At 68.6% G+C, this 21,586-nt stretch carries 22 protein-coding genes, 4 pseudogenes and 1 riboswitch; of the genes and pseudogenes, 14 read left to right on the forward strand and 12 right to left on the reverse strand.

What is annotated here, in order from left to right; all coding sequences use genetic code 11:
- On the reverse strand, window positions 1–491 hold a 491-nt coding region (locus ASD25_RS21020), incomplete at its 3' end, for a ribonucleotide reductase N-terminal alpha domain-containing protein (protein ID WP_304439666.1).
- Between the two features lie 393 nt (window positions 492–884).
- Between ASD25_RS21020 and ASD25_RS21025 the strand changes: the two genes are divergently transcribed.
- The 4 genes and pseudogenes from ASD25_RS21025 (at window position 885) to ASD25_RS21035 (ending at window position 2,870) form a co-directional block, all read left to right on the forward strand.
- On the forward strand, window positions 885–1,628 hold the full coding sequence (locus ASD25_RS21025) for a phosphatase PAP2 family protein (RefSeq protein ID WP_235561690.1): 744 nt from the start codon (window positions 885–887) through the stop codon (window positions 1,626–1,628).
- A riboswitch (yybP-ykoY riboswitch) is annotated at window positions 1,608–1,728 on the forward strand. Its footprint overlaps the gene before it by 21 nt.
- A 77-nt stretch (window positions 1,729–1,805) precedes the next feature.
- Window positions 1,806–1,924, forward strand: a 119-nt coding sequence (locus ASD25_RS33335) for a TMEM165/GDT1 family protein (protein ID WP_369816646.1), incomplete at its 3' end; no start/stop codon positions are given.
- Between the two features lies 1 nt (window position 1,925).
- Window positions 1,926–2,468: pseudogene (locus ASD25_RS21030) on the forward strand (TMEM165/GDT1 family protein); the annotation flags it as partial.
- A gap of 36 nt (window positions 2,469–2,504) precedes the next feature.
- Window positions 2,505–2,870 (forward strand): VanZ family protein, encoded by a 366-nt coding sequence (locus ASD25_RS21035; RefSeq protein WP_055827333.1) that lies wholly within the window; start codon window positions 2,505–2,507, stop codon window positions 2,868–2,870.
- Here the strand turns inward: ASD25_RS21035 and ASD25_RS21040 are convergent.
- Window positions 2,849–3,655, reverse strand: coding sequence for a metallophosphoesterase (locus ASD25_RS21040; protein ID WP_082560004.1), 807 nt, complete (start codon window positions 3,653–3,655; stop codon window positions 2,849–2,851). The genes ASD25_RS21035 and ASD25_RS21040 overlap by 22 nt on opposite strands.
- Window positions 3,639–4,418: a nucleotidyltransferase family protein gene (locus ASD25_RS21045; protein ID WP_055827336.1), complete on the reverse strand. Its 780-nt coding sequence runs from the start codon at window positions 4,416–4,418 to the stop codon at window positions 3,639–3,641. Before ASD25_RS21045 ends, ASD25_RS21040 begins: the two co-directional genes overlap by 17 nt.
- 161 nt (window positions 4,419–4,579) lie before the next feature.
- On the opposite strand from ASD25_RS21045, the gene ASD25_RS21050 reads away from it, so the two are divergent.
- Window positions 4,580–6,745, forward strand: a complete 2,166-nt coding sequence (locus ASD25_RS21050; RefSeq protein ID WP_055827339.1) for a response regulator — start codon at window positions 4,580–4,582, stop codon at window positions 6,743–6,745.
- Here the strand turns inward: ASD25_RS21050 and ASD25_RS21055 are convergent.
- Window positions 6,742–7,392 (reverse strand): glutathione S-transferase family protein, encoded by a 651-nt coding sequence (locus ASD25_RS21055; protein WP_055827341.1) that lies wholly within the window; start codon window positions 7,390–7,392, stop codon window positions 6,742–6,744. The two genes, ASD25_RS21050 and ASD25_RS21055, sit on opposite strands and share 4 nt — an antisense overlap.
- A 248-nt stretch (window positions 7,393–7,640) precedes the next feature.
- Here ASD25_RS21055 and ASD25_RS21060 point away from each other — a divergent pair, with 248 nt between their 5' ends.
- Window positions 7,641–8,684, forward strand: a complete 1,044-nt coding sequence (locus tag ASD25_RS21060) for a ribonucleotide-diphosphate reductase subunit beta (RefSeq protein ID WP_055827343.1) — start codon at window positions 7,641–7,643, stop codon at window positions 8,682–8,684.
- Between the two features lie 10 nt (window positions 8,685–8,694).
- Here ASD25_RS21060 and ASD25_RS21065 read toward each other — a convergent pair whose 3' ends face one another.
- From ASD25_RS21065 to ASD25_RS21085, 5 genes are all read right to left on the reverse strand, one after another.
- Entirely contained in the window at window positions 8,695–9,453 is a 759-nt protein-coding gene (locus tag ASD25_RS21065) for a molybdopterin-dependent oxidoreductase (RefSeq protein WP_055827346.1), read from the reverse strand.
- Window positions 9,450–10,280, reverse strand: coding sequence for a cytochrome b/b6 domain-containing protein (locus ASD25_RS21070; protein ID WP_055827349.1), 831 nt, complete (start codon window positions 10,278–10,280; stop codon window positions 9,450–9,452). Before ASD25_RS21070 ends, ASD25_RS21065 begins: the two co-directional genes overlap by 4 nt.
- A 71-nt stretch (window positions 10,281–10,351) precedes the next feature.
- Window positions 10,352–10,831, reverse strand: coding sequence for a hypothetical protein (locus ASD25_RS21075; protein ID WP_156376888.1), 480 nt, complete (start codon window positions 10,829–10,831; stop codon window positions 10,352–10,354).
- 103 nt (window positions 10,832–10,934) lie between these two features.
- Window positions 10,935–12,398: a sensor histidine kinase gene (locus ASD25_RS21080; protein WP_055827355.1), complete on the reverse strand. Its 1,464-nt coding sequence runs from the start codon at window positions 12,396–12,398 to the stop codon at window positions 10,935–10,937.
- A gap of 40 nt (window positions 12,399–12,438) precedes the next feature.
- Window positions 12,439–13,170: TVP38/TMEM64 family protein (locus ASD25_RS21085; RefSeq protein ID WP_235562823.1), on the reverse strand; the 732-nt coding region annotated here is incomplete at its 5' end.
- Window position 13,171: 1 nt separating this feature from the next.
- Between ASD25_RS21085 and rpmH the strand changes: the two are divergent.
- The 6 genes and pseudogenes from rpmH to ASD25_RS21110 all read left to right on the forward strand — a co-directional run.
- Window positions 13,172–13,302 (forward strand): annotated as a pseudogene (rpmH, locus tag ASD25_RS21090) (50S ribosomal protein L34); the annotation flags it as partial.
- 26 nt (window positions 13,303–13,328) lie between these two features.
- A complete protein-coding gene (gene rnpA, locus ASD25_RS21095; protein WP_055827361.1) occupies window positions 13,329–13,730 on the forward strand; it encodes a ribonuclease P protein component in 402 nt (133 codons plus the stop codon).
- Window positions 13,731–13,735: 5 nt separating this feature from the next.
- A pseudogene (yidC, locus tag ASD25_RS21100) lies at window positions 13,736–15,110 on the forward strand (membrane protein insertase YidC); the annotation flags it as partial.
- A 46-nt stretch (window positions 15,111–15,156) separates the two neighbouring features.
- Window positions 15,157–15,600, forward strand: a pseudogene (yidC, locus tag ASD25_RS32265) (membrane protein insertase YidC); the annotation flags it as partial.
- Window position 15,601: 1 nt separating this feature from the next.
- Window positions 15,602–16,243 carry a ribosome biogenesis GTP-binding protein YihA/YsxC gene (yihA, locus tag ASD25_RS21105; protein WP_055827367.1) on the forward strand — a complete coding sequence of 214 codons (642 nt, stop codon included), beginning with the start codon at window positions 15,602–15,604 and terminating at the stop codon, window positions 16,241–16,243.
- Between the two features lie 183 nt (window positions 16,244–16,426).
- The gene (locus ASD25_RS21110) at window positions 16,427–17,398 is read left to right on the forward strand and encodes an alpha/beta fold hydrolase (protein ID WP_055827369.1); all 972 of its coding nucleotides are present in this window, start codon (window positions 16,427–16,429) and stop codon (window positions 17,396–17,398) included.
- Between the two features lie 24 nt (window positions 17,399–17,422).
- Here the strand turns inward: ASD25_RS21110 and ASD25_RS21115 are convergent, their stop codons facing one another.
- Entirely contained in the window at window positions 17,423–18,409 is a 987-nt protein-coding gene (locus ASD25_RS21115; RefSeq protein WP_055827371.1) for an LLM class flavin-dependent oxidoreductase, read from the reverse strand.
- A 94-nt stretch (window positions 18,410–18,503) separates the two neighbouring features.
- Between ASD25_RS21115 and ASD25_RS21120 the strand changes: the two genes are divergently transcribed.
- Window positions 18,504–19,862: a S9 family peptidase gene (locus ASD25_RS21120; protein ID WP_055827374.1), complete on the forward strand. Its 1,359-nt coding sequence runs from the start codon at window positions 18,504–18,506 to the stop codon at window positions 19,860–19,862.
- 4 nt (window positions 19,863–19,866) lie between these two features.
- On the opposite strand, the gene ASD25_RS21125 is transcribed toward ASD25_RS21120, so the two are convergent.
- Window positions 19,867–20,799, reverse strand: coding sequence for a pirin family protein (locus ASD25_RS21125; RefSeq protein WP_055827377.1), 933 nt, complete (start codon window positions 20,797–20,799; stop codon window positions 19,867–19,869).
- Window positions 20,800–20,843: 44 nt separating this feature from the next.
- Window positions 20,844–21,332 (reverse strand): Lrp/AsnC family transcriptional regulator, encoded by a 489-nt coding sequence (locus tag ASD25_RS21130; protein WP_055827380.1) that lies wholly within the window; start codon window positions 21,330–21,332, stop codon window positions 20,844–20,846.
- 144 nt (window positions 21,333–21,476) lie between these two features.
- On the opposite strand from ASD25_RS21130, the gene ASD25_RS29670 reads away from it, so the two are divergent.
- Window positions 21,477–21,586 (forward strand): hypothetical protein (locus tag ASD25_RS29670; RefSeq protein WP_156389409.1); only part of this gene is annotated, 110 nt, incomplete at its 3' end.

Here is a 21,586-nt window from a genome sequence, read left to right on the forward strand (position 1 = left end):
ATGATGCCCGAGGTCTGGCCCGCGCCCTTGACCTTCTCGCCGATCGACCGGACCCCGCCCCAGTAGGTGCCGATGCCGCCGCCGTTCGAGGCCAGGGCGACATTCTCGTTCCAAACCGACTGGATGCCGTCCAGGCTGTCGGCCACGGCGTTGAGGAAGCAGCTGATCGGCAGGCCGCGGTCGGCGCCGCCGTTCGACAGCACCGGCGTCGAGGGCATGAACCACAGCTTGGACATATAGTCATAGACGCGCTGGGCGTGGTCGTGGTCGTCGGCATAGGCGGTGGCGACGCGCGCAAACATGTCCTGATAGCTCTCGCCGGGCAGCAGATAGCGGTCCTCCAGCGTCTTCTTGCCGAAGTCGGTCAGCAGGTCGTCGCGGGACCGGTCGAGCTGCAGGGATTTCACCACGGACAGATGGGGACGCGCSGTCGCATCACCSTCCGYMGGGGMCACGAAATCAACCGTCTTCAACGCTTCGCCGCCAGCCATGGTATTCGCCGCCCTGAACAAAAWCGAATGGGTGTCCCCGCGCTCCRAACCACAAGACCTAGTGGCTGAAGCGCTCCCCAAGCCCACATATGGGGCGCAGATGGCTAACCAACCGTCAACGGGGTTGACGATCACTTTCCACAAGACCTAGTGGCTGAAGCGCTCCCCAAGCCCACATATGGGGCGCAGATGGCTAACCAACCGTCAACGGGGTTGACGATCACTTTCTGCCCGAATCGGCATCATGGCGGGGGATGAGCCTGTGGACAGGCCGCGACGAGGGCGTGACRAGCCTTGCCGTATTCGATCACGAACGCGTGAGTGGAACGGTCCCACAAGCGGGACCGTTAGCAGCCGATGACATCGCAGCATACCCTCACCTTTTTGCGCCGAATGCTGCGCATCGCACGGACCGAAATCGCGGCGGTCTCCGCCCTGTTCGTCGTCGCCCTCGGCATCATGACCTTCGTCGAGGTCGCCGACGACATGACCGAGACCGACGGCCAGGCCTTCGATCAGGCTGTGCTGACCTGGATGCAGCCGGCCGCCGGAGACCCCCGCGGGCCGTGGTGGCTCAAGGAGGCGGCCGCCGACCTGACCTCCCTGGGCGGCATATCCGTACTGGCCCTGTTCGCCGTCATCGCCATCGCCTTCCTGCTGATTCAGAAAAAGCGACTGTCGGCCCTGCTGCTGGTGCTGGGTCTCGCCGGCGGCGTCGCCCTGAGCGAAGGCCTCAAGGAGCTGTTCGGCCGTCAGCGCCCCCCGTCGGACTTTCAGGCCGTCGACACGCTGAACGCCAGCTTCCCCTCGGGCCACGCCCTGCTGGCGACCGTCTTTTATCTGACCCTCGGGGTGATGCTGACCCGGGCCTTTCCGCGCGCGCACCTGAAGGCCTTCGTCCTGGGCGCCTCCATCCTGATCGCCCTGCTGATCGGACTGACCCGGGTCTATCTGGGCGCTCACTGGGCTTCGGACGTTTTCGCCGGCTGGTGCGCCGGCGCCGCCTGGGCCATGGCGCTCTGGCTGGTCGCCTACGCCATCGGGCGCCGGCAGGCCGTTCGCGACAAGGGTCTGCACGACGAGGTCTTGCCCCCGGAGCCCGTGACGGATACACCGCCCGCCGTCATCGGGGAGTAGCCGCCCGCGCCGATCAGCGGGGTTCGCGTCAACACACTTCCTCTCGCCCGGAGAGGATGGCGCGTTCTGGCCCGTCAGGGCCCTGGCAAGACCGCTGGCTTCGCAGGGTGCTTCCACGCGGGGGCCGGCTGCGGATGCCAMTGGTCTGTCCGCCGAACCCCCGCGMAYGAMGWTGWSTTGGAAGCCTTCCTGATATCRACCGGCCTCGTCTCCATCGCGGAGATCGGGGACAAGACCATGCTGCTGGCCATCATGCTGGCGGCGACCTGGCGGCGTCCGCTGCCGATCATCCTCGGNACCGGCCTCGTCTCCATCGCGGAGATCGGGGACAAGACCATGCTGCTGGCCATCATGCTGGCGGCGACCTGGCGGCGTCCGCTGCCGATCATCCTCGGCATCCTGGCGGCCACGGTCGCCAACCACGCCTTCGCGGCCCTGGCGGGCTCCCTGCTGGCGCGCTTCATGGACGGAGAGTGGCTGCGCTGGGGCGTGGGCCTGGCCTTCCTCGGCTTCGCCGCCTGGGCCCTCGTCCCCGACCGGTTCGACGAGAAGCCCGACATGACCGAGAAGACCTTCGCCGGCGTGTTCTGGACCACCACCGCGGCCTTCTTCCTGATCGAGATGGGCGACAAGACCCAGGTCGCCACCGCCATGCTGGCGGCCCGGTTTCAGGATCTGCTGCCGGTCGTCGCGGGCTCGACCCTGGGCATGATGCTGGTCAACGGGCCGGCGGTGCTGCTGGGCGAGGCGGCCGCGCGCAAGCTGCCGCTGACGTGGATTCGCCTCGCCGCGGCGCTAGGTTTCGCCGCGACCGGGGTGTGGGTTCTGCTCGCGCGCTGATAGAAGCCCTTCCTCCCGTCGCCGAGTGTCGCCCAGATGAAGTTCCCCACGCGTCTCACGGCGCTCGTCCTGCTGGTCGTTATCATCGGTTCCATGGTCGGCCCTTTCCAGAACGTCGAGGCCGCCGCCAACCTCTGGGACAAGGCGCTCCACTTCATCGCCTTTGGCCTGATCCTGTGGAGCATCGGCGTGCTGTTCCGCCGCCTGCCGCGCACCCTGGCGGCGCTGTCCGCGCTCGCGCTGGGCGGCGCGGTCGAGCTGATACAGGGTATGGTCGGCCGCGACGCCAGCTGGGGCGATCTGCTCGCAGACGGCCTGGGCATACTAACGGCCCTGCTGATGTGGGCGGTCTGGCGGCGGTTCGAGCCGCGAACGGCGTTTCAGACCTCGAACACCCGGTAGGGCGTCTCGCCCAGCGTCCGCAGCACGGGCAGGGCGACATTGTAGACCGGCACCCCCTTGGTGGTCCGGCCCTCGGGCTGGCCGCGGTGGGCGTGGCCATGCACCACCAGGCTGATGTTGTCGTAGCGGTCGATGGTCTCGCCCAGCCGCGACGAGCCGAGGAAGGCGTGGATTTCGGGCGGTTCGCCCATCACGGTGTCGACCACGGGTGAATAGTGCAGCAACACCACGCTGCGCTCGGTGCGCAGCATGCGGATCGAATTCTCGATGTGATTGGCGTCCTCCACCGCCTCCTGCACGAAGGCCTTGATCGAGGCCTCGCCGAACGGGCTGAGCATGTAGCGCCCGAAGCCGCCGATGAAGCCCTTGCCGCCGGCGAAGCCGACGCCCTCGATCTCATAGGCCTGGCCGGTCAGCATCATGACCCCGGCGTCGCACAGCAGCTTCGTCACATGATCGGGCTGGCCGCACTCATGCTCGTGATTGCCCAGCACGCCGACCATGGGAATCTGGCAGCCACGCAGGTCCTCGAGCAGGATCTCCACCTCGCGGGTCTTGCCGAAATTGGTCAGGTCCCCGCACAGGCACAGGACGTCGGCGTCCTCGTGCACCCGGTCGAACAGCTCGCGATGCGGTCGGTCGTGGGTCTCGCCGACGTGCAGGTCGCCCACGGCCGCCACGCGCAGCTTCCTCGTCGGCCCCGCCTCCATCCCCGGCTGCGGCGTTTGCGGGTCGCCTTCGGCGCTGGCGCCCACGGCCGTCGCGGGATCAGTGGATGGGGTCATGACGTTCCTCCAGGCCCTTGCCGACGATGTCTCCGAAGCCCCATTCCGAGATGTCCGAGATATAGTCGCGGGCGCTGAACAGCCGGCCGCGGCACACCTTGACCCGCGGCGCCGGCAGATCGACCTGGGCCCGAAGCCGCTCGGTCAGTTCGTGCATCAGCCAGGCAGGGATGTTGTCCCGTTCGGTCGGATAGGCGAACCGGAAGTTCAGCAGGTGCGACATCAGCACCTCCCAATACAGGTCCATCTGGTCCAGCAGGCTCTTCCAGTCGATGGCGTCGGACTGTTTGAGGATGATGTGATTCACATCGGCCCCGTCGTACCGGTACCGGTCCTGGATGAAGACCTTGGACAGGATCAGGGCCGTCGGCGGGGTGATCGAAACCGTGTGGCCATAGACCTCGATCGTGTCCGGTCCGAACCAGGCGTCGTTCACCGCGATCGTGCCGTTCGACATGGCGAAGATCACGTCGAAGAAATAGTGGTCGTCCTTCCACACCTTGGCGATCCAGCGCTCGTCCTCGACGTCGGTGCGATAGCCGCGCGCCTGGAAGAAGGCGAGGATGCGGGGATAGTCCCCGGGCTTGCAGAAGATATCCAGATCCTTGGTGGGGCGGCGGATGCCGGTATAGGCGGTGACCGCATAGGTGCCGGACAGCAGGAAGGGGATGCCGCTCTCCTTCAGAAGCCGCAGCGATTCCTGGTAGAAGGCGACGGCCTCTGCGGGCGGATGGAAGCTGGGGTCGGCGACGGTGTCTGACATTGTCCGGCTCTCCATTCCCGGCCGGTGACGGCGCGGGCCTGAAAACGGTTGCGGTCGGACGAGGGTTCCTGCGGCCATGATCGCGGTCACGGATGTGACGGATTTGTTTACGTATTCGCCCTATCGCTCTGATTGTGCAGTGTGGGCCGGGGAGGCTCGGGTTGAAGGGTCGTTGGCGTCTGTTCAGGCATGAAGCGGGCCGCGCGGCGGGCCCGCCGGCCTGGGCCTATGTGCTGCTGTTCGCGGCCTCGCAGCTGATCGGCCACTGGAACGTGGCCACCTACGGCACGGTCCTGATCTGGCTTTCCAACGGCATCATGGCTGCGGCGCTGCTGCAGTTGCATCGCCGGCCGGCGATTGGCGTCCTGTGCGTCAGCTTCCTGATCAACCTCCTCAGCAACGCCGTCCGGGGCGACCCGGGCATGCTGATGTGGCTCAACGCGGTGATGAACGTCGGCGAGGCCGTCCTTGCGGCCCTGCTGGCCCGGCGGTTCTGCGGCGCCGCGCTGGACATGCGACGGCCGCGCCGGCTGTTCGCCTTCGGCCTGCTCGCCGCGGCGCCCGCGGTGGCCGCGACGGCTCTCGCGGGTTTCGGCCTGACCATGCTGATCCGCCACACGCCGCTCACCGTGGCCGGCGTTTTCGGCATCTATTCCTTCGTCATCGTCGAACTGCTCGGCCTCCTGCTGGTGACGCCGGTGCTGCTGCTGATGGCGCGGGCGCATCGTTTCCACGGCACGACGCGGGCCCGCTGGCCCGAGGCGACCGCCCTGCTGGCGCTGATGCTGGCCGTCACCGGCGTCGTCTTCTGGCAGGACGACGCCCCGCTGGCCTTCCTGTGCTTCCCGCCCATGCTGCTGATCGCCCTGCGGCTGTCGCCGACGACGGCGGCGATCGCCCTGATCGGCCTTGCGACCGTCAGCGGGGTTCTGACCCTGACCGGCCACGGCCCGGTGCACCTGACCCGGCTGCTGGACATTCCGGGGCTGGAGGGCGTGAGCCCGATGCTGCGCCGGCTCGGCGTCTACAACCTTTATCTCCTCGCCATGGTGATCACCGTGCTGCCGGTCTCGACCGTCATGACCGAGCGCCGTCGGCTCGAGTCCCGCTTGCGCGCCCGGACGGTCGCCGCCCAGGAGGCCCGCCGCAAGGCCGAGGACGCCGCCGCCGCCCGTTCCCGTTTCCTGGCCATGATGAGCCACGAGATGCGCACGCCGCTGAACGGCGTCGCCGGTTTCGCCGACGTGCTGGCCAGCCGGCCCGGCCTTGACGCCACGGCCTTGCGCCAGGCCCGCCAGATCCGCGAATCCAGCGACGGCCTGCTGATGCTGGTCGAGGATATTCTGGACTTCGCGCGCGGCGACGACACCGTCTCCCCGGAGGCCCTGGACCTGGCCACCGTGGCGCGCGAGGCCGTCGCTCCCAGCCGGACCGCGGCCGAAGCCCGGGGACTGGCTCTGACCATCGACGACCGTCTGCCCGAAAACGCGCGCTTCATGTGCGACCGGCGAGCGCTGCGCCAGGCGCTGCACCCCATGGTCGCCAATGCGGTCAAATTCACCGAACGGGGCGAGGTCACGGTCCGTCTGGACCGGTCGCCGGACGGCGTCTGCATCCGCGTTTCGGACACAGGCGCGGGCATCGAGCCCGCGCTGTTGCCGGAACTGTTCGAGGCCTTCGCCCAGGGCGACGCCTCGATTCGCCGAAGCCACTGCGGCATGGGTCTGGGTCTTGCGCTGGTCGCCCGGCATGTCCGCCGTCTGAACGGAAGCATCGACGTCGACAGCCGGCCGGGCGAGGGAGCGACCTTCATCATCAACCTGCCCCTGCCGCGTGCGCCAGACGCCATGGCGGAGCCCGCCCGCCCCGAGCCTGAAGCCGGCGGCGAGGATGCGGGCGAGGACGCTGGCGACCGCACGCCGCGCGTGCTGGTGGTCGACGACCATCCGGTCAACCGCGAGGTCGCCCGCATCATGCTGGAAGCCTTCGGCTGCGACGTGGTCGAGGTCTGCGACGGCCAGCAGGCGATCGACGCCGTCGCCGGCCAGCCGTTCGATCTGGTGCTGATGGATGTGCGCATGCCCCACATGGACGGGCTGGAGGCGACGCGCCGCATCCGCGCCCTGCCGGGGCCCGAGAGCGGCCTCGCGATCGTGGCCATGACCGCCGACGCCATGCCCGAGGACGTGGTCCGGTGCCTGGCCTCGGGCATGAACGCCCACATGGCCAAGCCCATAAACCAGGCCGGCCTTCTGGCCGTGGTCAACCGGGCCCTGGCCGGCGAGCTTCCGGAGGCCCGGGTCACTCCCGCCGCCGAGGCCGCCTAGCCCCCGTACCTTCCCGTCAACGGGAAGCGTTCGGCCCAGAAGGCCTCGAGCTCCGGCAGGGCGTCGACGCGCCGCATGACCGCGCCCATCCGCGGCGCGACCTCGTGAAAGCGCCTGCGGTGCGGGGTCCAGCGGCTGGCCACGGCGACATAGAGGTCCAGCACCGTCGGCTCGGGGCCGAGCAGGAACCGGTCGGGGACGATCTGGCTCTCCATCTTCGCCCAGCAGTCCGCGATCCGTTCGGCGGTGCGGGTCCTGATCAGCGCCTGGGCGGCCGGATCGGCGCCGGCCAGCCGGGCCGGATCGTCGCGAACCCAGTACATCGAGTAGACGGCGGCCGGGACGAAACACATCCAGCGCAGGAACTGCGCCCTCCGCGGATCGCAGGGCTCGGGCCCCAGCGCCGCCTCCGGATGCTGTTCGGCCAGCCAGATCAGGATCGCCGCGCTTTCGGTGATCGTTTCGCCGGCCGGCGTGATCAGCGCCGGGATCTGCCGCATCGGATTGACGACCGCGACCTTGTCGCGCTCCGCGTCGCCCTCCCAGGTCACGGCCTCGACCACGCGATAGGGCGCGCCGATCAGGGTCAGGGCGGCCTCGACCGGGACCGAGCCGGAACCGGCCGCGCCATAGACGGTGTAGGTCATCGGGACTCTCCTTCGATCACCCAAGGTAGACGCGGGGGGCCCCCGGCGCGCCCGAGAGTTCCCGCCCCCGCCATAGGCCAGGCTTGGGCTTGTCCCCAGCCGCGTCCCCAGTTGTCCGGCATCGGGACACCATATGTAGCGGTCGCGGAAAAAGTGATCGCAATATAGCCGCATTTCGGCTTGGCGCCGGGCCTGTCCGACCGCATGGTGAACCCACCCTCGGATTCGCCGACAGAGCCAGTACCCCGATGAACGCGCACGTCTCGATCACCCCCCCGACCGCCGGCCTGCTGACCCCGTCTGCGGCCTACAAGCCGTTCCGCTACCCGTGGGCCTTCGACATGTGGAAGAAACAGCAGCAGGTCCACTGGATGCCTGAAGAGGTGCCGCTGGGCGAGGACTGCAAGGACTGGGCGGCCAATCTGACGCCGTCGGAACGCAACCTGCTGACCCAGATCTTCCGCTTCTTCACCCAGGCCGACATCGAGGTCCAGGACAACTACATGGAGCGCTACGGCCGGGTGTTCAAACCGACCGAGGTCAAGATGATGCTGGCGAGCTTCGCCAACATGGAGACCATCCACATCGCCGCCTACGCCCTGCTGCTCGAGACCATCGGCATGCCCGAGAGCGAGTTCGGCGCCTTCATGGAATACGAGGCCATGCGCGACAAGCATGACTTCATGGGCAGGTTCGGGGTCGAGACCAACGGCGACATCGCCCGCACCCTGGCCATGTTCGGCGGTTTCTCCGAGGGACTGCAGCTGTTCGCTTCCTTCGCGATGCTGATGAATTTCCCGCGCCAGAACAAGATGAAGGGCATGGGCCAGATCGTCAGCTGGTCGGTGCGCGACGAGAGCCTGCACTGCGAGGGCATCATCAAGCTGTACCACGCCTTCAACAAGGAGACCGGCGCGGTCACCCCGGCCGTGGCCGCCGACATCGTCGAATGCTGCAGGACGGTGGTCGAGATGGAGGACCGCTTCATCGACCTGGCCTTCGAGATGGGGCCGGTCAACGGCATGGTCCCCGAGGACATCAAGCAGTACATCCGCTTCATCGCCGACTGGCGCCTGCGCCAGCTGCATCTGCCGGAAGTGTTCGGGGTCAAGGAGAACCCGCTGCCGTGGCTGCAGTCGATGTTGTCCGGCGTCGAGCACGCCAACTTCTTCGAGGCCCGCGCCACCGAATACTCCAAGGCCGCCACCACCGGCGCCTGGCACGGCGCCGAGGGCGTCTGGGGCAGCTTCGACGCCATGATGAAGAAGCGGGCCGAGGGCGCGGAGGCCTGAACGGCGGAATTCAGATCCCGGCGAACCACTCGTAGCCACGGTCTTCCCAATAGCCGCCCTTGCCGCCGCCGATGTGGTCGAAGCGCTCCACCGCCTCGATGCGCCGGATGTATTTGGCGTGCTTGTAGCCGATCTGCCGCTCGACCCTCAGCCGCAGCGGGGCGCCGTGCGGGACCGGCAGGGTCTCGCCGTTCATGCCGTACGCCAAGATGGTCTGGGGGTGCCGGGCGTCGATCAGGTCGATGCTCTCATAGTACCGCTCGCCGTCCTCGCGCTGATCCAGGGCGTCGAAACAGTGGAAGACGATGTAGCGGGCCTCGGGCTTCAGGCCCGCCTCGTCCAGCAGGGTCTCCAGCCGCACGCCGGTCCATTCGCCGATCGAGGTCCAGCCCTCGACGCAGTCGTGCTTGGTGATCTGGCTCTGCGCCGGACGGGCGCGCAGTTCGGCCAGGCTCAGCGACAGCGGCCGCTCCACCAGACCGTCGATGATCAGCCGGTAGTCGGCGAAGCCGCCGGCCTTGAGCGCCGCATAGTCGGCGGCCGCCGGATCGATCGAGCCATTGGTCCGGAAGTCCGGTGAAATCTCGGCCCGGCTGTAGGTCGGGGCCAGGGCGTCGCGCGGGATCAGCAGGCGTTGCGCCCGCCGCGTCAGTCCCTCGCCCATGCGCCGCGCCTGCTCCGCCAGACTGGTCCCCGCCTGCCCGCAGGCGGACAGCAGGGCGGTCGCGGCGGTGGCGACAGCGCCGGTCAGCCAGCGGCGGCGGTTCATGATCCGTCTCCCTCATCGACCCGGCGCCGGAGCTTCGGCCCGGCGGTCGAGCCGGGCGGCTGGATCACGAACCAGCCGGTGATCATCGACCGCATGTTGTTTAACGGGCCCGTCCAGATCACCAGGCCGACGTGGATGACGATGAAGCCGACGATCAGGCCGGCCGAGATGAAATGCAGCGTCCGCGCCGACTGCCGCCCGCCCATGATCTCCAGCAGCACACCGCCCACGGCGTTGAAGCCGGGCGACATCGACAGGCCCGTGATCAGCATCATCGGCAGGATGATCAGGATCATCGCCGCATAGGCCAGCTTCTGGATCACATTATAGGCGCGGGCGTGATCGTCGGTCGGAAAGTGAAAGCGGGCGTGTTCCGCCATCGATGCGCCCAACCCCTTCAGCTCCGTCGCGGTCGGCCAGATGCGGCGGCCGAGCCGCCCTGTCAGGACGCTGTACGCCAGATAGACCAGCCCGTTGGCCACGAAGATCCAGGCGAACAGGAAGTGATAATTCCGCGCCTCCGCAAGGTTGCGGCCCTGCGGGATCAGCAGCCAGTTCGGCAGCGGGGGGATGCTGACCCACGGATCGGCGAAGGTCGAGCGAACGCCCCAGTAGAGGTGGGGATGGGCCAGCAGGATGTTCAGCCCGCTCATGATCAGCACCACGACGGCGACAGCGTTCAGCCAGTGGCCGATCCGCACCGGCGGCGGATGGCGATAGGTATCCGTCCGGCCGCCCCGCAGAGAACGGTCAGCGCGCCGGCCGGAGCGCCCGGCGCGGCGGCTTTCAGCGTCGTCCACAGGCGGGTCCGCGGCGGTGTCGGTCATGGTCGCTCCGGCGCAGATCGACGCCTGCGTCGAAGCTACGACGAAGCGGGCCGAAAGGTTACCGGCCGACGTCAGTATTTTGCGGGCGGGGTCGTCACGCAGACGCGGCGCTCGCGCTCGCAGGCGGCGACCTCGGCTTCCCAGGCGGCGCGGGCCCGCTCATAGGCCGCGCGGGCAGAGTTGGAAGCCGCGAGGTCCGCTTCATACTGGGCGCGCTGTGTTTCCAGCCGGGCGGTCTCTTCGCGCCACCGGGCGCTCTGGCGCTCGAACGTCGCGGCGGCCTCGGCCTCGGCCCGTTCGGCGGCGGCGTTCCGGGCCGCGATCTCCGCGTTCAGCCGGATAGTCTCGGCGACCTCGGCCGGGTTCTGCTCGGCGTCCGGCGCCGATCTGTAGCTCTCGCCGCGCTGGCGCAGCCATTCCTCCGAGCCGGGCGCCGTGTTCACGGGCCCGGGCTTGCCCGAGACGGTCGCCTGCGGCGGAGTGGTCTGGGCCAGCACAGGCGTGGCGGCCAGCACGAGCGCGGCGCCGGCGGCGAGGGTGAAGCGGATCATGAAAGCCTCCTTCAGGCGAAAAAGCGTCGCCGTGAAGCTGGGCGGTTTCGCGGCGGTCCGCCAGCCATAACGCCGTTCAAGCGATTTGGAGCCGGCCCGGGCGTCAGTGCGGAAGGCGCAATTCAAAGGTGGTGCCCGCCGGTCCGGTCTCGACCAGCGTCAGCGCTCCGCCGTGACTGGCCGCCAGTTCGCGCGAAATGGCCAGACCCAGGCCGGCCCCGTCCGAGGCGCGGCCGCTGACGAAGGGCTCGAACAGGCTTCCGGACAGGCGCGGCGGAATCCCCGGTCCGTCGTCGGCGATGCGGATGATGCAGTCGCCGTCGTCGCCCGAGACGGTGACCCGGACCGCGCCCTTGCGGCCGGTGCGCCGGGTGGCGTCGCCCTCGATCGCCTGCCGCGCGTTGCGCATCAGGTTGACGAGGATGCGGTGCAGCTGATCGGGATCCGCCTGGACGGCGAAGCGGGCGGGAATGGCCCGGGTCAGGCGCACGCCCTCCGGCGTCAGGCCCGCGTCTTCCGCGGCGGCGGCGATGGCGGCGCCGAGGGGGATGCGGACCCGCTGGGGCGCGGGCTCCTCGCTCTTGCCGTACTCCAGCACATTGCGCGACAGGGCGGCGGCGCGTCCCAGGGCGCGCTCCAGCCGGGGCAGGACCTTCGCGACTTCGGGATCGGGAGAATCGGCCAGTCTCTCGGAGGCGAGCTGGGCCGAGGTCAGCATGTTGCGCAGGTCGTGATTGATCTTGGCCACAGCCTCGCCCAGCGCCACCAGCCGCGCGCGGGAGCGCAGGGAGACGCGCACCTCCTCCTGCATCCGCGCCAGTTCGCGCTCGACCCGCCCGATCTCGTCGTGCCGGTCGCTGGGCGGATCGCCTTCCGCCTCCGGATCGAGAGCGAAATGCTCGATGGAGCGGGTCACCCGCCGCAGCGGCTGCAGCACCAGGAAGGCCAGGCCGCCGTACAGCAGCCCGCCCGCCACCAGCGAGATCAGCAGCGACATCAGCAGGCTGTTCAGCAGGAAGGCCCGCAGTTCCTGCTTCAGCGGCTGGGCCGGGGCCAGGATCTCGATGAAGTCGCCCGAGCGGTATCGCGGCCGGGCCTGAACACGAATGGACCGGTCCGGATGGCCGAACAGGGTGCGCCACGGGTCCAGGGTGCGGGCCACGGGCCGGCTCTGGCGCAGATCGATCAGGTCGGGCGTGCGCGGCAGATTGGGCGCCTGCAGCAACAGCCGCCGCACGCCCTGGTCGCCGACGACCACGGCCTGCACCCCGCCGATGGCCAGCAGCTGTTCCGCCGTCTCGTCCTCGACCGCCGAATAGGGCAGGGCCTCGACCCCGACCGAGGCCAGTTCGGCCGACTGCAGCCGGTCCAGCAGCCAGCGCTCATGGAAGCTCGCGGCGCTGGGGGCGATGATCAGGATCTCCACGACCACGGTGAAGACGAAGGTCAGCAGCAGCAGCCGCCAGGCCAGGGCGTCCGGCGCGTGAAACTTCAGCCGCTCGCGCCAGTCGGCGGGCACGCGCAGGGTCCGCCGCAGGTCGCTCAGCAGGGGCCGGAAGCGGTTCATGCGCCGCTTAACGCAAAGCTCGGGCCAAAAGCTGCGCCGTTCATGTCGCCGCCTTCCGGCCCAGGGCCCTCTGCAGTCCCTTGAGACCGAACGGAAGGACCACCGCCAGCACGAAGACGCCCGCCATCGGGGCCCAGAACTGGCCGAACAGGGCCTGGAAGTCCGGGTCCGGGTTGGTCATCAACAGCTCGTTCAGCCGCGATCCGATCCAGCAGTAGATGATGTGGGCCGGCAGCAGGCCGACGACCGTGGCGACGGTATAGGGGGTCAGCCGCACGGCCATGATCCCAGCGGCGACATTGATCATGTGAAACGGCACCACCACGGCCAGGCGCGAGGCCAGGACGTACCAGAAGGTGTCCCGGTCGATGGCGTCGCAGACTTTCTGCATCAGGCCCCTGTCGCGTTCGGCCTTCTTCCTCAGCGCCTCGCCCAGCGCCGACCGGGCCACGGCATAGACGATCAGGGCGCCGACGGTGGCGGCGATGGAGGTGGAGACGCCGCCGACCCAGGGGCCGAACAGATAACCGGCCGTGATGGTGACGAAGAAGACGCCGGGCACCACGCTGGCCGTCAGGACGGCGAACACGGCCATCAGGATCAGCAGGCTCAGGATGTAGTTGGCGTCCTTGAAGGCGTGAAACCCGGCCCCGTGGTCGCGTATGGTGTCGAGGGACAGATAGCGGTTCCAGCCCATGGCGAAGATCAGGGCGATGACGCCGGCCAGTACGATCAGAGGCGCAAAGCGTTTGAACCGGTTCATTCTCTCTCCNAGCGGACCTATCAGCCGTCGCGACTCGTGCGCAAGCGCCGTCACGGCTTCCGTTCGCGGATGGCCACCAAGAACGGACAGAAGATCGTTGCGCGTCGTCGCGCCAAGGGCCGCAAGCGCCTGACGGCCTAAGTCGTCCGGCGCCTGTGCTCGGGCGCATGGCCGAACTCTTCAAAATCGAACGCATGACTTCGCGGCCCCAGTTCCTGGCGGCCGCGAAGGGCGTTTCAGAGGCCCGCGGCGCCGTGGTCGTGCAGCGGCTGGACCGCGGCGACGAACGGCCCGTCGTGCGGCTGGGTTTCACCGCCACGCGCAAGGTCGGCAACGCCGTCATCCGCAACCGCGCCAAACGCCGCCTGAGGGAAGCCGCCCGCGCCATGGCGCCCCTGTTGGCGGTCCCCGGCAGCGACTATGTCTTCATCGCCCGCGCGGGCACGGCCGACCGTCCCTGGGACCGTTTGCTTGACGATGTGAAATCGGCGCTTACAAGGCTCGCGACCCCGCGGCCGGCGCCAAAGACGGCGCCCACGACGCCCGCAACCGCCGGCCAGGATTCCTGATCTCCATGCCTCCTCAAGACAACAGCCGAAACACGATCATCTTCGTCGTGATCGCGGTCATCATGCTGCTCGCCTACAACGTCTTCGTGATGGCGCCCCAGGCCGAGCGCCGGAAGGCCGCGCAGCAGGCCGCCGCCGAGCAGACCACGGCCGCCGCGACCGCCGCACCGTCGCCGGGCGTCGTCGTCTTCACCGAGGACCGCACGGTCGCCCTGGGGCGTGGCGGGGCGCGCGTGCCGATCCAGACCGGCACGGTCACAGGCTCGCTGTCCCTGCGCGGCGCGCGGATCGACGACCTGTTCCTGACCAAATACCAGGAGACGATCGAAGAGGGCTCGCCCGCCGTCGAACTGTTCCGTCCCGAGGGCATGCGTCACGCCTATCAGGCCCAGTTCGGCTGGAACGGCCCCAATGTGCCCGGCGGCGTGCCCGGTCCGCAGACGCCGTGGCGCCTGACCGAGGGCGCGACCCTGACGACGGCCACGCCGGTCACCCTGACCTGGGACAACGGCGCCGGTCTGCGCTTCACCCGCCGCATCGCCGTTGACGACCAGTATCTGTTCACCATCACCGACACCGTCGCCAACTTCAGCGCCCAGCCGATCGCCATCGCGCCCTGGGGCCGGATCGAACGGCAGGGCGTGCCCGACGAACTGGGCCGCCAGCAGGTCCTGCACGAGGGCGGCATCGGCACCTTCGGCACGCCGGGCGACTACGCCACCCAGCAGCTGAAGTACAAGGCCTGGGCCAAGAAGCCGGTGCAGGAGCACACTTCGACCGGCGGCTGGATGGGCATCACCGACAAATACTGGCTGGCCGCCCTGATCCCGCAGCAGGACGAGCGCATCCAGGCCGCCTTCCGCGTCACCGACGCGGCGCACGCCGACATCCACTCGGCCACCATGCTGGGCGAAACGCACACCATCGCCCCGGGCCGCCAGATCACCGAGACCCAGCGCCTGTTCGCCGGCGCCAAGCGCAACGAAATCCTCTCCGCCTACGAGAAGCAGCTGAACCTTCCGCGCTTCATCTATGCGATCGACTGGGGCTTCCTGTTCTTCCTCACGCGGCCGATCTTCCTGCTGGTCGAGCTGTTCTACGGCTGGTTCGGAAACTTCGGCCTGGCCATCCTCGGTCTGACCCTGACCGTGCGCCTGATCATGTTCCCGCTGGCCAACAAGTCCTACGAGAGCATGTCCAAGATGCGGACCCTCCAGCCSAAGATGGAGGAGCTGAAGAAGAARCACCCCGACGATCCGGCCGCCCAGCAGAAGGAGCTGATGGCGCTGTATCAGAAGGARAAGATCAATCCGCTGGCGGGCTGTCTGCCCCTGCTGCTGCAGATCCCGGTCTTCTACGCCGTCTACAAGATGCTGTTCGNAATCCGCTGGCGGGCTGTCTGCCCCTGCTGCTGCAGATCCCGGTCTTCTACGCCGTCTACAAGATGCTGTTCGTGACCATCGAGATGCGGCACGCGCCGTTCTTTGGCTGGATCCGCGACCTGTCGGCGGCCGACCCCTCGACCATCTGGAACCTGTTCGGCCTGATCCCGTGGGACCCGTCGTCGGCCCCGCTGATCGGCGCCTATCTGGGCGGGACCTTCGCGCTCAGCATCCTGGCCATCTTCTACGGCCTGACCATGTGGCTGCAGATGGCGATGAGCCCGCCGGCGCCGGACCCGATGCAGCGCCGCATCTTCCAGTTCATGCCGATCGTCTTCACCTTCATCATGGCCACCTTCCCGGCCGGCCTGCTGATCTACTGGGCSTGGTCCAACATCCTGACCATCWTCCAGCAGTATGTGATCATGCACCGCCTGAAGGCCGAGAACCCGATCGACACCTTCCTGCTCAGATTCAAGAAGGCCTGAGTTGGACGATTTCACCGAGGAAGAACTGGAGCAGGGCCGCATCCTGTTCGCGCGTCCCGCCACCTTCGTCATGGGGTGCGCCAAGATCGAGCAGCTGCCTGATCCGGACCTGCCGGAGGTCGCCTTCGCGGGCCGGTCGAACGTCGGCAAGTCCAGCCTGATCAACGGCCTCGTCGGTATGCACAAACTGGCCCGCGCCTCGAACGAGCCGGGCCGCACGCGCGAGGTCAATTTCTTCGACCTCGACGGCAAGATGCGGCTCGTCGACCTGCCCGGCTACGGCTGGGCCAAGGCGTCGAAGTCGACGGTGAAGAAATTCCAGGACCTGGGCCGCGACTATCTGCGCGGGCGGGTGACGTTGAAGCGGGTCTATCTGCTGATCGACGCCCGCCACGGCCTCAAGAAGGTCGATGACGAGGCGCTGGACGCGCTGGACCTCGCCGCCGTCAGCTATCAGATCATCCTGACCAAGGCCGACAAGCTCAAGAAGGGCGAGGCCGAGAAGGTCCAGGCCGCAACGCTGAAGGCCGTGTCCAAACGCGGCGCCGCCTATCCGGCGGTGATCGTCACCTCGGCCGAAAAGGGCGACGGCATGCCCGGGCTCCGCGCCGAGATCATGCGCACCACGGGCGTGACGCTTTAGGCGCCAATCCACGAAGCGCGCCGAAGGCGAATTCAAGGAAGGCTGGTTCATCACCAAGGCCGCAAAGGAATCGCAAGGAACACTAAGGGAGCGGCGATCGATCCCCCTTGGTGGCCTTCGTGATTCCTTCGTGTTCTTTGCGAAGAACCTTCCGGCATTCGCCGGGCGAGCGAGGGTTGAGCCATGCGTCAACGCCTGATCCAGACCGACGGCCTGAAGCAGCAGATCCTCGAAGCCGGCTCAGGCCCGCTCGTCCTGCTGATCCACGGCTTTCCCGAACTCGGGATCAGCTGGCGGGCCCAGGTCCAGGCCCTCGCCGCCGCCGGCTTCCACGCCGTCGCCCCGGACATGCGCGGCTACGGCGGGACGGACAAGCCGGCCGACGCCACGGACTATTCCATCCTCCATCTCGTCGGCGACATGGTCGATCTGGTCCGGGCCCTGGGCGAGACGCCATGCGTCGTCGTCGGCCACGACTGGGGCGCGCCGGTCGCCTGGCACTGCGCCCTGACCCGGCCCGACCTGTTCCGCGCCGTCTTCGGCCTGTCTGTGCCATTCCAGCCGCGTCGGTCGAAGGGTCCGCCGACCGCGGCCATGGCGGCGATCTCCAAACGCCTCGGCCTCGGCGACCTGTACATCAGCCGCTTCCAGGCTGACGACGCCCATGCGGTGTTCGACGCCGATCCGGCGACAGCCCTGCGCAAGATGTTCTTCGCCTACGACGGCGCGACCCCCGACGGCCGGCGGTCGACCGGCTTCATCCCCGAGGGACAGAGCTTCATCTCGACCGTCCCCGACGACGCGACCCTGCCGCCGTGGATGAGTCCGGAGCATTTCGCCGAATACGTCGACGCCTTCTCAGGCGGGGGGTTTAAGGGACCGCTCGACTGGTATCGCAACCTCGACCGCAACTGGTCGCTGACAGCGCATCTGCAGGACGCCCGCATCACCGTGCCCGCCGCCTTCGTGGTCGGCGAGCGCGATCCTGTGCGCCACTATGCGGGGCAGCATGAGGCGGGGTTGAAGGCGTGGATCCCGGACCTGCGCCTGCAGGTCGTGGTCCCGGGCGCCGGCCACTGGATCCAGCAGGAGCGGGCCGACGAGGTGAACCGGCTGTTGGTCGCGTTTCTGGCGGGGCTTGTTCCGATCTCCTGATTCCGCTCATCCCCGCGATGGAAATTACAGTCCCGCCACCGCTTCCGCCGTGATCTCGAGGCTGCGGATGCGGTCGTCGATGTCGAACACCATGCCCGTGACCATGACCTCGTCGACCCCCGTCTGCTCCGCGAAGGCCGCCAGCTTGGCGCGCACCGTCTCGCGCCCGCCGATGGCGGCATAGGTCAGACGGCTCTGCACCGCCGCCAGCTGGCGCGCATCCAGCACGGCCGTGATGTCGTCCACCGGCGGCTTCACCTTGCCCGGCTTGCCGGTCACCACCGCGGCGAAGGCCTGCTGCATGGAGGTCGACAGCCGCTGCGCCGCCCCGTCCGTCTCCGCCGCGAAGACATTGATCGCCGCCATCGCATAGGGTCCGGCCAACGCCTGGGACGGCCGGAAACCGGCGCGATAGGTCTGCAGCGCCTGCATCAGCAACTCGGGCGCGAAATGGCTGGCGAAGGCGAAGGGCAGGCCCAGATGCGCGGCCAGTTCGGCGCTGAACAGACTGGAGCCCAGCAGCCAGATCGGCACCTTCGCCCCCGCCCCGGGCCAGGCCGTGACCCGCTGCCCCTCGACCGGATCGTCGAGGAAACGCTGAAGCTCCATCACGTCGCGCGGGAACTGGTCGGCGGCCTCGAAATAGCGGCGCAGGGCCCGGGCCGTCTCGCCGTCGGTGCCGGGCGCCCGGCCGAGGCCCAGATCGATCCGGCCCGGATACAACGCCTCCAGCGTCCCGAACTGCTCGGCGATCACCAGCGGCGCGTGGTTGGGCAGCATGACCCCGCCGGAGCCGACGCGGATACGCTCCGTCGCCCCGGCGATCTGGCCGATCACCACGGCGGTCGCGGCGCTGGCGATGCCCGGCATGTTGTGATGCTCGGCGACCCAGAATCGTTTGAACCCCAGCCGGTCGGCGGCCTGGGCGAAGGCCGTGGTCTCCAGCAGGGCGCGGCGGGCGTCGCCGCCCTCGACGATGGGCGACAGGTCGAGAACGGAGAATGCGGTCATGCCCGCTAGATCGGGTTCGCAGGTTGCGATTCAAGACCCACCTGCTTGGCCCGTCCTCTCGCCCGGCCTATTCTGAAGGCGGAGGGCCCTGACCATGATCCTGGCATCGATGATCGCCGTGGCGGCGTTGCAGGCGACAGCCGCGCCCCAACTGGCCGGACAATGGGACGGCCTGCTCTCCGTCGGCGGACAGAGCCTGCGCATCGTTTTGCGCGTCGACGCCGCGGGCGCCGCCGTCGTCGACAGCCCGGATCAGGGCGCCAGCGGCATTCCCGCGGTCGGTCCGACCCTCGAGGGCGGCGTGGTCCGCTTCTCGGTCCCGGCCGTGCACGCCGCCTTCGAGGGCGCCCTGTCCGGCGACGGACGAACCATCACCGGGGCCCTGACCCAGGGCGCGGCGGCCATACCCGTGGTCCTGACCCGCACCGCCGACGCCGTCTCGATCGCCGGGCCCTCGCGGCCGCAGACGCCGGTCGCGCCTTTCCCCTATCGCAGCGAGGACGTCACCTTCCCCAACGCCGGGGCCGGGATCACCCTCGCGGGAACCCTGACGCTGCCGCCGGGCGACGGGCCCTTCCCCGCGGCGATCCTGATCACCGGTTCGGGCGCCCAGGACCGCGACGAAACCATCTTCAATCACAAGCCCTTCCTGGTCTGGGCCGACGCCCTGACCCGGCGCGGCGTCGCCGTCCTGCGCTATGACGACCGGGGCGTCGGCGGCTCGGGCGGCGGCACGCCCGCGGAAACCACCGCCGACTTCGCCACCGACGCGGCGGCGGCCATGAGCTACCTCAGGACCCGCCCCGGGATCGACGGCGACCGGATCGGCCTGATCGGCCACAGCGAGGGCGGCCTGATCGCCCCCCTGGTGGCGCAGAACGGCGGCGAGCCGGCCTGGATCGTCATGCTGGCCGGAACCTCGGTGACCGGCGGCGACATCCTGGTGGAACAGCAGCGGCGGCTGGCCACGGCGGCCGGCGCGTCCCCGGCCCAGGTCGAGAGCGGCAATGCCCGCCAACGCGCCCTGATGGACGCCGTGGCCCGCAACAAGGACGACGGCGCGGCCGTGGAACGGGAGACGGTGGCGCTTCTGACGGCGGAGGGCATGACGGAGGCCCAGGCGAAGGAGGCGGTGCGCCCCATCGTCTCGGCCTGGTACCGCTGGTTCGTCGCCCACGATCCGGCCCCGGCCCTCGCCGCGGTGCGCATGCCCCTGCTGGCGGTCTACGGCGGCAAGGACCTTCAGGTGCCCGCCGACCAGAACGCGCCGGCCCTGGCCCGGATTCTGCCGGCGGCCGAGATCGTCGTCCTGCCGGACCTGAACCATCTCATGCAGACCGCCCGAACCGGCGCGCCTTCCGAATACGGAACGATCGAGGAAACCATCGCTCCCGAGGCCCTGAGGACGGTCGTCGACTGGGTGGCGTCGCGTTCGGGTCTGCCGCCGCAGTAGGCCTTCAGACCGGGTGCGTCGGTTCCGGCTTGACGGGCGCCGGCTCCGGCGTCGACGGCACGTCCGGCAGGGGGATGAACTCGACCGAATCCTCGCTCGGCAGGGCCATCCGCCCCGCCTTCCAGTCGGCCTTGGCCTGGTCGATCCGCTCCTGTTTCGAATGGACGAAATTCCACCAGATGATGCGCGGCCCGACCGGCTCGCCGCCCAGAACCATCACGGTCGAGGGCTTCAGCGCCTTGATGGTCGGCTCGGCCGTCGGCTCCAGCACGATCATCTGGCCCTCGTGGAAGGCCCGGTCGCCGACCTCGATCTCGCCCTTCGCCACATACAGGGCGCGTTCGGAATAGCCGCCCGCCCCCCGTCCCGGGGGCGGCGCGGTGCGCACCCCCTCGGCCAGCTCCCAGTGAACGTAGAACAGCGGCGACGACACCGGCACGGCGGCCCTGGCGCCATAGGCCTCGCCCGCCACCAGCCGCGCGAACAGGCCGCCGTTTTCATAGGCCGGCTGGTCGGCCTCGCCATGATGATGGAAGCGCGGGTCGGTCTCCTCGGCCTCTTCGGGCAGGGCGATCCAGGCCTGCATGCCGTGCATCGGGCCGCCCGTGGACCGCTTCAGCGGGTCGGTGCGCTCGGAGTGGACGATGCCCTTGCCGGCTGTCATCCAGTTGACCTCCCCGGGGCGGATGGCCTGGGTCGCGCCGGTGTTGTCCCGGTGCATGATCTCGCCCTCGAACAGATAGCTGAGGGTCGACAGGCCGATGTGCGGATGCGGACGGACATTGATCGCCTCCGCCCCCGGCGCGAACTCGGCCGGGCCCATCTGGTCGAGGAAGATGAAGGGTCCGACCATCCGCCGCGCATGGAAGGGCAGCACCCGCCCGACCTCGAATCCGCCGAGGTCCTTGCGGCGGGCGTCGATCACCATCTCGATCATGTCTTGTCCTCCGGCCCAGGCCTCCGCCCGGGCGCCGAACCGGACTATCCGACGTGCGGGGTGATGATGCCAAGGGGCAGGGCGGTCACATTCTTCACCCCTCGGGTGACGATGTGGCTCTCGCAGTCCGAGACGATGCCGAGGCTCAGCAGCTTGTGGCGCAGGAACTGGTCGAAGGCGTGCATGTCCGAGGTGATGATCCGCAGCACATAGTCCTCGCGCCCGGTGATGGTGGCGCACTGCACCACCTCGGGCCAGGCGGCCACGGCGGCCTCGAAGACGTCGAGGTTTTCGGTCGAGGGCAGGCTGAGCTTGACGATGGCGTAGACCTCGAAATCCAGGCCCAGCTTGGTCGCGTCGAGCAGGGTCACCCGCTTGCGGATGAAGCCCGTATCCTCCAGTCTCTTGATCCGGCGCCAGCACGGCGAGGCCGACAGGCCGACCCGGTCCGCCACCTCGGCCACCGACAGTCCGGCGTCCTGCTGCAGGATGTCCAGAATTCGGGCGTCGACGGGATCCAGATCGTCAGCCAAGGCGTTTCTCCTGAGTGTGTTCTCGCGCAATAAAATACCGCTAAACCCGCTAAGGCAAGGTCGAAATCGAGCGAGCCTTGTCTGGCGCCTCGTGCTAATTGCGCCGCAGGAAACGCGGTCGGATCAACCGGACGGCAGGACGGAATGAAGAAGCCAAATAGCCAAGCCTTGTCTTTGCGCGTGCCGGAGCCTTCGGGCCGGCCGGGCGACCCCACGGACTTCAGCCATCTGCTGATGGACCCGGCGGGCGTCGT

The sequence above is a fragment of the Brevundimonas sp. Root1423 genome (assembly GCF_001426805.1).